Genomic DNA, 15,486 nt, shown 5'->3' on the forward strand with positions numbered 1-15,486 from the left:
CGAAGGACAGCCTGATGAGCAACCCGACCGCAGCCGACCAGTCCGACGACGTCACCGAGTCACCTGACCACGGCATCGAACCGATCGCGATCGTCGGCCTGGCCGCGCGCCTGCCCGGCGCCGCCGACGTCCACGAGTTCTGGCGCAACCTGGTCGACGGCGTGGAGTCCACCACCGAGCTGACCCGGGAGGAGCAGCTCGCCCGGGGCGCGACACCCACGGAGGTCGACGACCCGGGCTGGGTCAACCGCGCGCCGCTGGTCGACGGCTACGACGAGTTCGACGCCACGCTGTTCGGGATGACCGCCCGGGAGGCGGAGCTGACCGACCCGCAGCACCGCCTGTTCCTGGAGTCCTGCCACACCGCGCTGGAGGACGCCGGCTACGACCCGGCCCGCTACGACGGCGCGATCGGCGTGTACGCGGGCACCGGCGGCAACACCTACCTGCACCGCCACGTGCTGCGTAACCAGCGGGTCGGCGGCAACCCACACAGCACGGTCTCCATCGCCACCGGCAACTCGCCGAACTACGTGGCCACCAACGTGTCGTACCGGCTGGACCTGCGCGGGCCGAGCCTGACCGTGCACACCGCCTGCTCCACCTCGCTTGTCGCGTTCCACCTGGCCTGCGAGTCACTGCGCAACGGTGAGTGCGACATGGCGCTGGCCGGCGGTGTCAACATCGAGCTGCCGCACGTCGGCTACCTCGGCATGGAGGGCTTCACCTCGCCCGATGGCCGGTGCCGCCCGTTCGACGCCGCCGCCAACGGCACCGTGTGGGGCAGTGGCGTCGGGGTGACGCTGCTCAAGCGGCTCTCCGACGCGATCGCCGACGGGGACCACATCCGTGCCGTGGTTCGGGGCAACGCCATCAACAACGACGGCGCCGGCAAGGTGGGCTTCACGGCGCCCAGCGTCGACGGGCAGGTGGCCGCGATCGCCCAGGCCGTCGACATGGCCGACATCGACCCGCGCACCATCAGCTACGTCGAGGCGCACGGCACCGGCACCGCGATGGGCGACCCGATCGAGGTCGCCGCGCTCTCCGCCGTCTACAGCCGGGACACCGACGAGCGGGGCTGGTGCGGCATCGGGTCGGTGAAGTCCAACATCGGCCACCTCAGCCAACCCTCGGGCATCGTCAGCGTGATCAAGACGGTGCTCGCCATGGAGCACGGGCTGATCCCACCGACGATCAACTACGAGACGCCGAACCCGGCGGTCGAGTTCGCCGACACCCCGTTCTACGTGGCGAACACCCTCACCAAGTGGGACACCGACGGCGGGCCGCGCCGGGCCGGGGTCAGCTCGTTCGGCATCGGCGGCACCAACGCGCACGTCGTGCTCGAGGAGGCGCCGGCGGCGTACCGCACCGACCGCCGGGTGCGCCCGGCGCATCTGCTCCAGGTCAGCGCGGCCACCCCGGGCGCCCTGGACGCCGCGGTGCAGCGCCTCGCCGCCCACCTGGACGGTGCCGCGGACGCCGGGCCCGCGTACCTCGCCGACGTCGCGCACACCCTGCGTGCCGGCCGCCGCCCGCACCCGCACCGCCGCGCGGTGGTCGCGTCGGATCTCCCCAGCGCCGTCACGGCCCTGCGCGCCCCGAAACGCGGAACGCAACCATCGACCGGGCTTCCAGCCCCGAAAGTCGCTCTCCTGTTCTCCGGTCAGGGTTCCCAGTACGCCGGGATGGGCGCGCAGCTCCACGCCGAGCAGCCCCGCTTCGCTGCCGTCGTCGACGAGTGCGCCGAACTGCTCCTTCCCGACCTGGGCATCGACCTGCGTGACCTGATCCTCGGTCGGGATCCGATGGCGGGGGAGAAGCTCACCGAGACCCGCTACACCCAACCGGCGCTGTTCACCGTCGAGTACGCCCTGGCCGCGCTCTGGCAGGCCACCGGCGTACGCCCGGCCGCGATGATCGGCCACTCGATCGGTGAGTACGTCGCGGCCACCGTTGCCGGGGTGCTGAGCCTGCCGGACGCGCTGCGGGTGGTCGCCGCCCGGGGCCGGCTGATGCAGTCGCTGCCCACCGGGTCGATGCTCGCCGTCTCGCTGGACGAGTCGGCGGTCGCCGACGTGCTGCCCGAGGGGCTCTCGGTGGCCACGGTCAACGGGCCGGGGACCTGCGTGGTGGCCGGCGAGACCGCCGCCGTCGAGGCGTTCGCGGCGACGCTGACGGCGAAGTCCAAGATGCTGCGCACCTCGCACGCGTTCCACTCGCCGATGATGGAGCCGATCCTCGCCGAGTTCACCGCGCTGATGGGCACGGTGTCACTGCGCCCGCCGACCGCGCCGTTCCTCTCCAACGTGACCGGCACCTGGATCACCGCCGAGCAGGCCACCGACCCGGCGTACTGGGCGGCGCACCTGCGCCAGCCGGTCCGCTTCGGCGACTGTGTGGCCACCCTGCTGGCGGCGGGCACCTGGCAGTTGGTCGAGTGCGGTCCCGGCCGGCAACTGGCCAGCCTGGCCCGGATGCAGGTCGCCAAGGCAGCGCCGGAGCAGCGACAGCTCATCCCGCTGGGCAGCCTGCCCGCCGCCGGGGAGACCACCGGCGACCTGGCCGCTCTGCTCGGCACCGCCGGCGCGCTCTGGTGCGCCGGGCTGCCCGTACGGTTCGACGTGGACCCGGCGGCGCGGCGGGTGCCGCTGCCCAGCTACCCGTTCGAGCGCCGCCGCTACTGGATCGACCCGGACCCGGAGCAGCAGGTCGCCGCCGCTCCGGTGGAGACCGGGCCGCGACCGCTGCCCGAGTGGTTCGCGGTGCCGGTCTGGCGGCAGGCCGCGCCGCTGTCGCCGACCGGGTCGCTGGGCCGCTGCCTGGTGCTGACCGCGGGCGCGCGCGGCGACGCCCTGGTCGCCGGCCTGCGGGCCGCCGGTGCCGACCCGGTCCCGGTACGCCCCGGCGACGCCTTCACCGCCGACGGCGGCTACCGGCTGCGCCCCGGGGTGCGCTCGGATCATGAGGCGCTGGTCGCCGCGCTCACCGCCGACGGTGGACTGCCGACCCGGCTGGTGCACGCCTTCGCGCTGGACGGTGCGCCGACCGGCACCGACATCGCGGCCACCTGGGCGGCCCAGGAGCTGGGCTTCTTCAGCGCCCTGCACCTGGTGCAGGCGCTGGCCGGCGTCGGCCTGACCGGCGAGGACGACGACGTCGTCCTGGATCTGGTCACCGCCGGCACCGGCGATGTGCGCGGCGACGACCTGCGCCGCCCGGAGCACGCCACCCTCGCCGGGCTGGCCCGGGTGCTCCCTGCCGAACTACCCGGGTTGGCCGTCCGGCTGGTCGACGCGGACCCGGCCGACGACGACGTCACCGCGCTGGTCGCCGAGCTGCGCCGTCCTCGGGAGCCTGAGGTCGCCCTCCGTGGGGGCCGGCGTTGGGTGGCCGACGTCGAACAGGTGACGCTCGACGCCGAGGGGGAGCCGGGCGCGCTGCGCGACGGCGGCCGGTACCTGATCACCGGTGGGCTCGGCGGCATCGGCATCACCCTGGCCGAGGACTTCGCCACCCGCGCCCGCGCCAAGCTGGTGCTGCTGGCCCGCTCCGGGCTTCCGGAGCGTGAGCGGTGGGACGACCACCTCGCCGTGCACGGCGACGACCGGGCCGGTCGGGCCATCGCGGCGATCCGCCGGATGGAAGCCGCCGGCGCCGAGGTGCTGGTGCTCGCCGCTGACGTCACCGACCCCGCCGACCTGCGCCGGGTCCGCGACGCCGCGCAGGCCGCGTACGGCGGCGTCGACGGCATCGTGCACGCGGCCGGTCTGCCTGGCGGTGGAATGATCGAGGTCAAGGAGCGGGCCGAAGCCGAGCGGGTGCTCGCCCCCAAGCTCGCCGGCACGCTCGCCCTGGCCCAGGTTTTTGGCGACCTGCCGCTGGACTTCGTGGTGCTCTGCTCGTCCATCACCGCGGTGGTCGGCGGCTTCGGGCAGGTCGACTACTGCGCCGCGAACGCGTTCCTGGACGCGCACGCCCGCTCGGGCGCCGGCTGGCGTGCTCCGGTGCTGTCGCAGAACTGGGGCGGCTGGGCCGAGGTGGGCATGGCGGTGGAGACCGCCGCGCCGGCCGGGTTCCGGGCTGCCGGCCGTGACACGGTGACCAGCACCGTCGACCATCCGGTGCTCACCACGAAGGTCAGCGGGCCGACGGAGACCGTGCTGCACGGCCTGGTCTCCGCCAGCACCCACTGGTTGCTCGACGAGCACCGGATCGCCGGCGTACCGGTCGTACCGGGCACCGCCCACCTGGAGTCGGTGCGGGCCGCGGTGGCAGCCGCGATGCCCGCGCCCGACGGGGACGCGGCAGTGGAGCTGCGCGACGTGGTCTTCCTGGAGCCGTTCGCGGTGCCCGACGGCACCATCGCCCAGTACCGGGTGGAGCTGACGCCCTCCGACGACGGCGGCACCGACTTCGCCGTCCGGAGCCTGGCCAGCGGTCTCCTGCGCACCCACGTACGGGGGGGAGCCGGCTGGACCGACGAGCCCACCCCGCCGGCCCACCGCGTCGAACCTACCGGTCGGCGGGTGGACGACGACGCGTCCTTCGGCCGGGGCCGCACCAGCATGCTCACCTTCGGGCCGCGCTGGGCAGCCTTGCACGAGCACCATCTGGCCGACGACACCGAGCTGGCGGTGATCGAGGCCCCTGCCGCTGCGCTCGGTGACCTGCCCGCCTGGGGCCTGCACCCCGCGCTGCTGGACGTGGCGACCGCGTTCGGCCGGGGCCGGGGCAGCGGCGCCTACCTGCCGCTGTCCTACGGCCGGATCGTGGTGCGCGGGCCGCTGCCGGCCCGGTTCACCAGCGAGCTGCGACACCGGCCCGGTCCCACCGACGAGGTGGTCGCCGCCGACCTGTCACTGCGCGACCCGGACGGCCGGGAACTGGTCGCGATCAGCGACTTCGTGCTGCGCCGGGTCGACCAGGGGGCGGTCACCGGTGGCCTGACCGAGACGTCCACGGTCGATGCCCCGTCGTTGGTCTCGACCGACGACATCCGGCCAGTGGACGGTGCGGAGGCGTTCCGCCGCAGCCTCACCGCCGGTCTCGGCGCCCAGGTCGTCATCGCCACCCGGACGGTGGCCGACATCCGGCATCGGGCCGGTCGGGTCACCGCCGACGACCTCGCCGGCGACGACACGGTCACCGGCTCGACCCGGTCCGGCCTCGGGGACGGCGGCGCCGCACCGGGCACCGAGCTGGAAAAGATCATCGCCCGGGTGTGGGAGGACGGGCTCGGGGTGGCCGAGGTCGGCGTCGACGACGACTTCTTCGCCCTGGGCGGCAATTCCCTGGTCGCGGTGCAGCTCATCGCGGCGATGCGCAAGGCGACCGGCGTGCGGCTGCCGATGCGCAGCCTCTTCGAGACCCCCACGGTGGCCGGGCTCGCCGCCCGGATCGAGGAGCTGCGTGCCGCCAACACCGACGATCCGGCCGCCCCGGCGCCGACCTCCGCCATCCCGCGACTGCCCCGCGCGTAACGAGAATCAGGAGTAGAGAGCAATGAGCGACACGATCGCCACGCTGCCCGTGGTCGTCGAAGCCGACGGCCGGGCGCTGACCGAGCTGATCACCGATCGCCGCGCCGAGCTGCGGGCCACCCTGGCCGACCAGGGTGGGCTGCTGTTCCGCGGCTTCGACGTGGGCGGGGTGGACGGCTTCGACCAGGTGGTCCGGGCGTTGTCCGGGGAACCATTGACCTACACCGAGCGGTCCTCGCCCCGGCACGCCATCAAGGGCCGGGTGTACACCTCGACCGACTACCCACCGGACGAGGAGATCTTTCTACACAACGAGAACTCGTACCAGGCGCGGTGGCCGTTGACCCTGTTCTTCTACTGCATCACCGCGCCGCAGACGCTGGGCGCCACCCCGTTGGCCGACATCCGTCAGGTCTACCGGGAGATCGACCCGGCGGTACGCGAGGAGTTCGTACGCCGCCGCTGGATGCTGATCCGAAACTTCCACGAAGATTTCGGCACCACCTGGCAGCACGTGTTCGGCACCGACGATCGTGCCGAGGTGCAGGCGTACGCGGCGGCCAACCGGATCACGCTGGAGTGGGTGGGCCGGGACGGGCTGCGTACCCGTGCGGTGCGTGACGCCGTGCACCTCCGCCCCGGCTCGGACGTTCCCCGCTGGTTCAACCACGCCACCTTCTTCCACGTGAGCAGCCTGGCGAAGGACCTCCAGGAGGGCCTGCTGGACATGTTCGGCGCCGACGGGCTGCCGTCGAACACCTACTACGGCGACGGTGGCGAGATCCCCGCCGACGTCCTGGACCACCTGCGGGCCGCCTACCGGGCCGCGAGCGTCCGCTTCGACTACCACCGCGACGACGTGCTGGTGGTCGACAACATGACCGCCGCGCACGGCCGGGAACCGTTCACCGGCCCCCGCAAGATCGCCGTCGCGATGGCCGAACCGCACACCCCTGACACCAACGGAGAGCAGTGATGGCCGAGCCCCGATTCCTGGTCGTGCGCAACGACGAGGAGCAGTACTCGATCTGGTCGGCCGAGCGGGACCTCCCGGCGGGATGGCACGACACCGGCTTCGCCGGCACCCGCGAGGAGTGCCTGGCGCACATCGACACCGTCTGGACCGACATGCGCCCCCGCTCGGTACGCGAGGGGGCCCAGTGAGCGCGAGGAGTGCAGCGGAGCGGAGCCCCGCAGTCGCGAACGAAAGGCGGCAACGATGAGCAAGGAGTGGACCTTCCCGGCGTCCTTCGCCCAGGAGCGGGTGTGGACGGCCAACCAGCTCGACCCCGGGTCGCCGGTCTACAACGTCTCCGCGCCGTGGCGGTTCCCGGTCGGCGTCACCGCCGCACAGGCCAGCGAGGTGTTCGGCCAGGTGGTCGCCCGGCACGAGTCACTCCGTACGCACCTGCGGATCGTCGACGGCGCGTTGGTGCAGGTGGTCCGGGCCGTCGAGCCGTTGGACCTGCCGGAGTTGGACCTGACCGGTCTGCCCGCCGACGAGCGGGATACTCGCTACGACGAGACCCTCGCCGAGCTGGCGCGTAGCCCGATCCCGCTGGACACCCCGCCGCCGTGGCGGGCCCGGCTGGTCCGGTTTGCCGCCGACCGGGTCGGGTTGCAGTTCGTGGTGCACCACGCGGTCTTCGACAGCCACTCGGCGGTGCTCTTCGACGCCGAGCTGACCGCGTTCAGCCGGGCCGCGCTGACCGGCGCACCCGCCGACGTGCCCGAGCTGCCCATCCAGTACGCCGACTTCGCCGTCTGGCAGCGCGACCAGCTCACCGACACCGAGTTGGAGCGGCAGCTCGCCTTCTGGCGCGGTCACCTGGCCGGTGCGCCGGCGGTGACCGGCCTGCCGCTTGACCGGCCGCGCCCAGCCCAGCTCGGCTTCGCCGGTGACGAGGTGCGTTTCGACCTCCCCGACGGGCTGCTGGACCAGGTCGGGCGGCTCGCCGCCGGCAACTCGACCACCCCGTACATGGTGCTGCTGGCCGCCTTCGCGGCGCTGCTCTCCCGAATCTCCGGTGACCCCGAGGTGGTGGTGGGCGTCTCCACCGCCGGCCGCGACACCGCCGAGCTGACGCCGCTGATCGGCATGTTCGTCAACCCGGTGGCGCTGCGGTGCGACCTCACCGGCGACCCGAGCGTCAACGAGGTGCTCGGCCGCGTCCGGACCGGCCTGGTGGACGCGATGGAGCACGGGCAGACCCCGTTCCAGCGGATCGTCGAGGCGGTCGCCCCGCAGCGCGACCCGTCGGTGCAGCCGGTGTTCCAGACCGCGCTGAACCTGATCCCGGACTCCGGCCTGGACCCGGTGCCGCTGGGCACCACAAAGGACGACCTGGCCTTCGACATCACCGGCGGCACCAGCCGGCTGGTCTACCGCACCGACCTGTTCGACCGGGCCACCGCGGAGGCGGTCGTCGCCCGCTACCTGCGGCTGCTCACCGCCGCCGTGACCGACCCGGGGACGCGGCTGTCGGCGCTGCCGCTGCTCGACGACGCCGAACGTGACCTGCTGCGCGCCTGGACCGACACCGGGCACGCGGTCGCCCCGATCACCCTGGTGGCCGAGGTGGAGCGGCAGGTCGTCGCCACCCCCGCCGCGATCGCGCTGGTCTGCGACGGGGAGGAGCTGAGCTACGCCGAGCTGAGCGCTCGGGCCAACCAACTGGCCCGGCTGCTGGTCGAGCGCGGCGCCGGCCCGGAGACCCGGGTCGCGCTGCTGCTGCCCCGCTCGGTGGAGTTGCTGGTGGCCATCCTCGCGGTGCTGAAGGCCGGTGCCGCGTACCTGCCGGTGGACACCGGCTATCCGGCGAACCGGATCAGCTACCTGCTGACCGACGCCGAGCCGACGCTCGTGCTGGCCACCTCGGAGACGGCCGCGCTGGCCCCCGCCGACGCACTGGTGCTGACCGACACGACCGCCGCCGACCTGGACTCCGCCGACCTCACCGACGACGACCGCCGTACGCCGTTGCGTGCGGAGCACCCGGCGTACCTGCTCTACACCTCCGGCTCCACCGGGCGGCCCAAGGGCGTGCTGGTCGAGCACCGCGCGGTCACCGCGTACCTGGCCTGGGCCCGGGACACCTACCCGGGGCTGGCCGGTGTCGCGCTGCTGCACTCGCCGGTCTCGTTCGACCTGACCGTGACCGGGCTGCTCGGCCCTCTCACCGCCGGGGGCACGGTCCGGCTCGCCGGCATCGACACCCCGGCGGCGCGGGCCGGTGGTCCGCCGACCTTCCTGAAGGTCACCCCCAGCCACCTGCCGCTGCTCGACGACGCCCTGTCGCCCACCACCGATCTGGTGATCGGCGGGGAGGCGCTGACCGGCGAACAACTGGCTGGCTGGCGGGCCACCCACCCTCGGGTGGCGGTGGTCAACGAGTACGGCCCGACCGAGGCGACCGTCGGCTGTGTCGCGGCCCGGATCGCTCCCGAGCAGCCGGTCTCCGCCGGGCCGGTGCCGATCGGCCGGTCCACCTGGGACACCCGGGTCCACCTGCTCGACGCCGCGCTGAACCCGGTGCCGCCGGGTGTGGTCGGTGAGCTGTTCATCGCCGGGGCGCAACTGGCCCGGGGCTACCTGGGCCGGCCGGCGCTGACGGCCGAGCGCTTCCTGCCCTGCCCGTACGGGCCGCCAGGGGAGCGGATGTACCGCACCGGGGACCTCGCCCGCTGGCGGGCCGACGGGGCACTGGAATACCTGGGCCGCCGGGACAACCAGGTCAAGATCCGGGGGATGCGGATCGAGCTGGGCGAGATCGAGTCGGTGCTGCGCGCCCGCGCGGACGTGGCCGAGGCCGCGGTGGTGGTCCGCGCCGACCACGGCGAGCCGACCCTGGTCGGCTACCTGGTCGGCCGGGTCGACGAGGCGACGCTCGCCGCAGACCTGACCGAGGAGCTGCCCGCGCACCTGGTGCCGAGCGCGTTCGTCTGGTTGGACGCGCTGCCGCTGACGCCGAACGGCAAGCTGGACACCGCCGCGCTGCCGGCACCGACCACCGCCACCGCCGACGGCTTCCTCGCCCCGCGTACCGACGCCGAGGTGCTGGTCGCCGAGGTCTACGCCGAGATCCTGCAACTGACGAAGGTCGGCGCGCTCGACGACTTCTTCGCCCTCGGCGGCAACTCGCTGCGCGGCATGCGGGCGATGGCCCGGATCCGCGCCGAGGTGGACGTGGAGCTGCCGATGCGGGCGCTGTTCAGCAGCCCGGTGGTGGCCGACCTGGCCGCCCAGATCGAGCAGCGGATCGCCGCCGAGCTCGACGAACTCTCCGAAACCGAGGTCGCCGCGCTGCTCGCGGCGGATAAGGACATCCCCGTATGACCGACGTGAAGGACTCGGCCCGCGACGCCGCCCGGCAGGCGCTGATCGCCCAGCGGTTGCGCCGCCGGTCAGGCAGCCCGCCCGCCGCGCGGATCACTCCCCGCCCGCCGGACGCCGAGGTGCCGCTGTCGTACGCCCAGGAGCGGGTCTGGTTCATGGACCAGCTCGCTCCCCGCGAGGCGGCGTACCACATCGCGGTGCCCTTGCGAGTCCGTGGCCCGCTGGACGTCGCGGCGCTGCGCCGCGCGCTGGCTGACCTGACCCATCGGCACGAGTCGCTGCGCACCCGGTTCCCGGCCGACTCGGACGGCCGGCCCACCGTGGTGCTCGACGAGGTCGTCGAGGTGCCGCTGACCGTGGTGGACGCCGCCGACGACACCGCCGCCCAGGCACTTGTCGACGAGGCGGCCGTCGAGCCGTTCGACCTGGCCAACGGGCCGCTGCTGCGGGCTCTGCTGATCCGGCTGGCCGCCTGCGACGATAATCCGGCCTCCGCGCCGCAAGACGGCACTCCGGACCGGATGAACGTCGACGAGCACGTGCTCTTCCTCGGCCAGCACCACATCGTCGGTGACGGCTGGTCCGTGGACGTGCTGCTGCGTGACCTGATCGCCCGCTACCGCGACCGGGAGCTGCCCGCCCTGCCGGTGCAGTACGGAGACTTCGCGGTCTGGGAGGCACGGGAGCTGGCCGGGCCGGGCGCGCTGCGGCACGTGGACTGGTGGAAGGAGCGCCTCGCCGGGATCACGCCGCTGGAGCTGCCGCTGGACCTGCCGCGGCCGGCCACCCAGACGTACCGGGGTGACTTCGTCGAGTTCACCCTGGACGCCGCCGCCACCGAGGGGCTGGCCGCGCTGACCCGTGCCTACGGCGGCACGATGTTCATGACGCTGCTCGCCGCGTACCAGGTGTTCCTGGCCCGGCACGCCGGTCAGGACGACTTCGCGGTGGGCGCGTCGGTGGCCGGCCGGTCCGCTCCGGAGCTGGAGAACCTGGTCGGCATGTTCATCAACATGCTGCCGATGCGTGCCGAGCTGGCCGGCGACCCGACCTTCACCGAGCTGCTGGATCGGACCCGCCGCGCGGTGCTGAACGGGCTGGAGCACGGCGAGGTGCCGTTCGCCCGGGTCGTGCACGAGCTGGGTCTGCCGCGTGACGTCAGCCGCTCACCGGTGTTCCAGGCGATGTTCGTGCTGCAGAACTACGAGATGGGCCGGTTCGAAGGGGTGGCCGAGGACGCCGACGTCAGCTTCGAGTGGCATCCGATGGAGCTGCGCGCCACCCGCTTCGACTTCGAGCTGCACGCCGTCGAGACCGGCAACGGGCTCTGGGGCAAGCTGGTCTTCAACACCGACCTGTTCACCCGGGCCACCATCGAGCGGATGGCGCACCGGCTCACCACGCTGCTGCGCGCCGTGGTCGCCACCCCGGATCTGCCGGTCTCCGCGCTCGATCTGCTCGCACCCGCCGAGCGGGAGCTGTTGGCCGGGTGGAACGACACCGACCACGTTTTCCCCCGGCAGCAGACGCTGCACGCCCCGATCGAGGAGCGGGCCGTTCGTACTCCGGACGCGGTGGCCCTGCGGTTCGCCGGCCGTTCGGTGACGTACGCCGAACTGAACGCGGCGGCGAACCGGGTGGCGCACCGGCTGCGCGCCTGCGGGGTAGGCCCGGAGACCCTGGTCGGTGTCTGTGCGGAACGCTCGGTGGAGCTGGTCGCGGGCCTGCTCGGCGTGCTCAAGGCCGGCGGCGCCTACCTGCCGTTGGACCCGGAGTATCCGGCGGACCGGCTGGCCTTCATGGTCACCGATGCCGCCGCGCCGGTGGTGCTGGTGCAGGCACACCTGCGCGACGTGCTGCCGACGACCGACGCCACCGTGCTCGCCCTGGACGACGAGGCGGTCTGGGCCGACCAGCCGACGAGTGACCCGACGCCGACGGCCGGCCCGGCGCACCTCGCGTACGTCATCTACACCTCCGGCTCGACCGGCCGGCCCAAGGGTGTGCCGAACACCCACCGGGGCATCGTCAACCGACTGGACTGGATGCAGCGCACCTACCGGCTCGGCGCCGACGACGCGGTGTTGCAGAAGACCCCGGCCAGCTTCGACGTGTCGGTGTGGGAGTTCTTCTGGCCGCTGCGCGAGGGCGCGCGGCTGGTGCTGGCCGAGCCGGGCGGTCACAAGGACGCCGGCTACCTGCGCGACCTGCTGGTGTCCGAGCGGGTCACCACCGCCCACTTCGTCCCGTCCATGCTCACCGTCTTCCTCGCCGAGGACGGCGTCGAGGCGGCCACGGCGCTGCGCCGGGTGATCTGCAGCGGTGAGGAGTTGCCGCTCGCCGCCGCCCGGGACTTCACCGCCCGGCTGCCCGGCTGCGGCCTGCACAACCTGTACGGCCCGACCGAGGCGGCGATCGACGTCAGCTCCTGGGCGTGTGACCCGGCGCTGCTGGCCGAGGTGGCCAGCGTGCCGATCGGTGCGCCCATCAGCAACGTGCGGCTGCACGTGCTGGACGCCCGGGGCAACCCGTGCCCGGTGGGAGTCGCGGGTGAGCTGCACATCGGGGGGGTGGGGCTGGCCCGCGGCTACCACCGTCGGGCGGCGCTGACCGCGGAGCGGTTCGTGCCCGACCCGTTCTCCGGCGAGCCGGGTGCCCGGCTGTACCGTACCGGCGACCTGGCCCGCTGGCAGGTCGCGCCCGGTGACCGGCCCGGCGGTGTGCTCGAGTTCCTCGGCCGGATCGATCACCAGGTCAAGCTGCGCGGCCTGCGCATCGAGCTGGGCGAGATCGAGAGCGCGCTGCGCGCCCAGCCCGGGGTGACCGAGGCGGTGGTGCTGGTCCGCGAGGACACCCCCGGCGACAAGCGGCTCACCGGGTACCTGGTCGGCGCGGCCGAGCACGACGCGGTCAAGGTGGCGCTCAAGGAGACCCTTCCGGAGTACATGGTGCCGGCGGCGTTCGTCACCCTGGACGCCCTGCCGCTGACCCCGAACGGCAAGCTGGACCGCAAGGCGCTGCCCGCGCCGGTGGTCACCCGCGCCGCCTCGGTGGCGCTCGTGCAGCCGCGCGACGACACCGAACGGCTGCTCGCCGGGATCTGGTCCGAGGTGCTCGGTGTGGCCACCCTCGGCATCGACGACGACTTCTTCGACCTGGGTGGGCACTCGATGCTCGCGACCCAGGTGGTGGCCCGCATCCGCAAGGCCGAGCACGGTGGGCGGCCGGTCGGCGTGATGGACCTGTTCCAGCAGCGGACCATCCGCGACCTGGCCACGTTCATGTCCGGTGGCGGTGGCGACGGGCCCCGTCGGCTGCTCTACGAGCTGACCAAGCCGATCTCGCCGGCCCAAAGAGTGATCACGTACGTCTGCGTGCCGTACGGCGGCGGCAGCGCGATCGTCTACCAGCCCCTCGCGGACGCGCTGCCGGCCGGGCACGCGCTCTGGTCGCTGGCCATCCCCGGGCATGACGTGGGGCTCACCGAGGACGCGCTGCCCTTCGACGAGCTGACCACCCGGGTCGCCGAGGAGATCATCGAGCGCGTCGAGGGCCCGCTCGCCCTGTACGGGCACTGTGGCGTGGGCAGCGCGATCGTCGCCGAGGTGGCCCGCAAGGTGGAGGCCGCCGGACGGGAGCTGACCGCGCTCTACATCGGTGCGATGTTCCCGTTCGCCCGGCCCAAGGGCCTGTTCGCGGCAGTGCGTACCAAACTGGAGAAGCTGCGCAGCAACAAGCACTACGCGAGCTGGCTCAAGTCGATGGGTGTGGACACCGACGAGCTGGAGCCGGAGCAGGCGGACCGGATCATCAGCAACATGCGGGCCGACTCCCGGGCTTCCGAGGAATACTTCACCGCCCTGCTCGACCAGGGCGCGGTGAAGCTGCGCGCCCCGATCATCTCGGTGGTCGGCTCGGAGGACCCGGTCACCGACTACCACATCGAGCGGTACGCCGAGTGGCAGTTCCTCAGTGACCGCCTCGGGCTGGTGGTGCTCGACCAGGCCGGGCACTTCTTCCTCAAGTACCGCGCGCCGGAACTGGCCGAGATCGTCACCCAGGTGCACCCGGCGCTGATCGCCGGCGACGTCGGCGAGCTGACCCCGCAGGCACGGGGCGAGGACGCCGGCTGGGCGGTGGCCGACACCCGGGGCGTCGACGCCGTCGTCGTCCCGGACAAGCCGGTGGTCCGGCCCAGCATGGCCCGCTTCGTGTCGGTCACCGTCGGGCAGCTCGTCTCCACCACCGGTTCGGCGCTGACCGCGTTCGCCCTGCCGATCTGGCTGTTCACCCGCACCGGCTCGGTGACCGACCTGGGTCTGCTCTGGGCGTTGGCGCTGATCTGCGGCGTGCTGGTGCTGCCCGTCGCCGGGGCGATCACCGACCGGATCAGCCGCCGCAAGATCATGATGATCGCCAGTTGCAGTGCCGGTTCGGTCCAGCTCGTGCTGGCCGCGCTGCTCTGGACCGACAACCTGGCGCTCTGGCACATCTACGGCCTGGTGGCGCTCAGTCAGGTGGCCGGCTCGTTCCAACGGATCGCGTTCCAGTCGGCGGTGCCGCAGTTGGTACCCAAGCGCTACCTGGGCCACGCGATGGGCATCGCCCAGCTCTCCAGCGGGTTCGCCATGCTGCTGATGCCGGTCTTCGCAGCCGGCCTGCTGGCCGCGATCGACCTCAAGGGCATCCTGCTGCTCGACGTGGCCAGCTATGTGATCGCGGTGGTGACCCTGTCCGTGGTCCGCTTCCCCGACCTGCTCGGATGGCGACCTCGGGAGCGACTGCTGGTGGCGATCGCCAACGGTCTGCGCTACTCGTGGCGGCACCGTGGCTTCCGGCTGATGCTGGGCTACTTCGCGCTGGGCAACATCTTCCTGGCGCCCGCGCTGGTGCTCACCACCCCGTTGGTGCTCTCCTTCGGCAACGCGACGCAGGTGGCCCAGGTGGCCCTGGCCGAGGCTCTCGGCGCGGTCGCCGGCGGCGTACTCATGTCGCTCTGGGGTGGTCCCCGCAACCGACGCATGATCGGCGTGCTGATCGGCAACCTCGGCACGGCGGTCGGCTGCGTCCTGGTCGGCCTGGACGCGTCCGTGGCGATGATCTGCGTCGGTGCGTTCTGGCTGGCCATGTCGATGACCACGGCACAGTCCATCTACGCCACGATCGTCCAGGTCAAGGTGCCGCAGCGCTATCACGGTCGGGTGTTCAGCCTCAACCAGACCATCTCCTGGTCGACGCTGCCCATCGGGTTCGCGCTGATCGCCCCGGCGGCCACCCGCCTGTTCGAGCCGCTGCTCGCCCCGGACGGGGCTCTGGCCGGGTCGGTGGGCGCGGTGATCGGCACCGGTCCGGGTCGGGGCATCGGCTTCGCGTACGTCTGCTTCGGCGCGGCGCTGATCCTGATCACCCTGGGCGGGTTCGCGATCCGGCTGCTCCGCCGCTTCGACGTTGAGGTCGCGGATTCGCTGCCCGACGACCTGATCGGTGCGCAGGAGCGGGAGCGTCGGCTGGCGGCCCGTGCCGCGCAGCGCGAGGAGGAACGGGTGCCGGTCGGCGTGTGACGACTGCGAAGGGGCCGCCGCGGTGCCTGCGGTGGCCCCTTCTTGGCCGATTGCCCGGACCAGCCGACCGGCGGCGTGGTGTGAGTGCACGGTGAACTCTGAC

General features: G+C 72.8%; 5 protein-coding genes. All 5 read left to right on the forward strand.

Features of this window, described 5'->3' with window-relative positions:
• Positions 1-14 precede the first annotated feature (14 nt).
• From AB0C25_RS09295 to AB0C25_RS09315, 5 genes are read left to right on the forward strand one after another with little or no spacing between them, the layout of a single operon-like run.
• The gene (locus tag AB0C25_RS09295) at positions 15-5,486 is read left to right on the forward strand and encodes an SDR family NAD(P)-dependent oxidoreductase (protein WP_357371226.1); all 5,472 of its coding nucleotides are present in this window, start codon (positions 15-17) and stop codon (positions 5,484-5,486) included.
• A 22-nt stretch (positions 5,487-5,508) separates the two neighbouring features.
• Positions 5,509-6,462, forward strand: a complete 954-nt coding sequence (locus tag AB0C25_RS09300) for a TauD/TfdA family dioxygenase (RefSeq protein WP_357371228.1) — start codon at positions 5,509-5,511, stop codon at positions 6,460-6,462.
• Positions 6,462-6,650 carry an MbtH family NRPS accessory protein gene (locus AB0C25_RS09305; protein ID WP_357240545.1) on the forward strand — a complete coding sequence of 63 codons (189 nt, stop codon included), beginning with the start codon at positions 6,462-6,464 and terminating at the stop codon, positions 6,648-6,650. Before AB0C25_RS09300 ends, AB0C25_RS09305 begins: the two co-directional genes overlap by 1 nt.
• Positions 6,651-6,705: 55 nt before the next feature.
• Positions 6,706-9,822: an amino acid adenylation domain-containing protein gene (locus tag AB0C25_RS09310; protein ID WP_357371230.1), complete on the forward strand. Its 3,117-nt coding sequence runs from the start codon at positions 6,706-6,708 to the stop codon at positions 9,820-9,822.
• Positions 9,819-15,383, forward strand: a complete 5,565-nt coding sequence (locus AB0C25_RS09315; protein ID WP_357371232.1) for an amino acid adenylation domain-containing protein — start codon at positions 9,819-9,821, stop codon at positions 15,381-15,383. Before AB0C25_RS09310 ends, AB0C25_RS09315 begins: the two co-directional genes overlap by 4 nt.
• Positions 15,384-15,486 lie beyond the last annotated feature (103 nt).

Origin of the sequence: Micromonospora sp. NPDC048839 (genome assembly GCF_040649915.1) — a bacterium.
Classification (GTDB): domain Bacteria; phylum Actinomycetota; class Actinomycetes; order Mycobacteriales; family Micromonosporaceae; genus Micromonospora.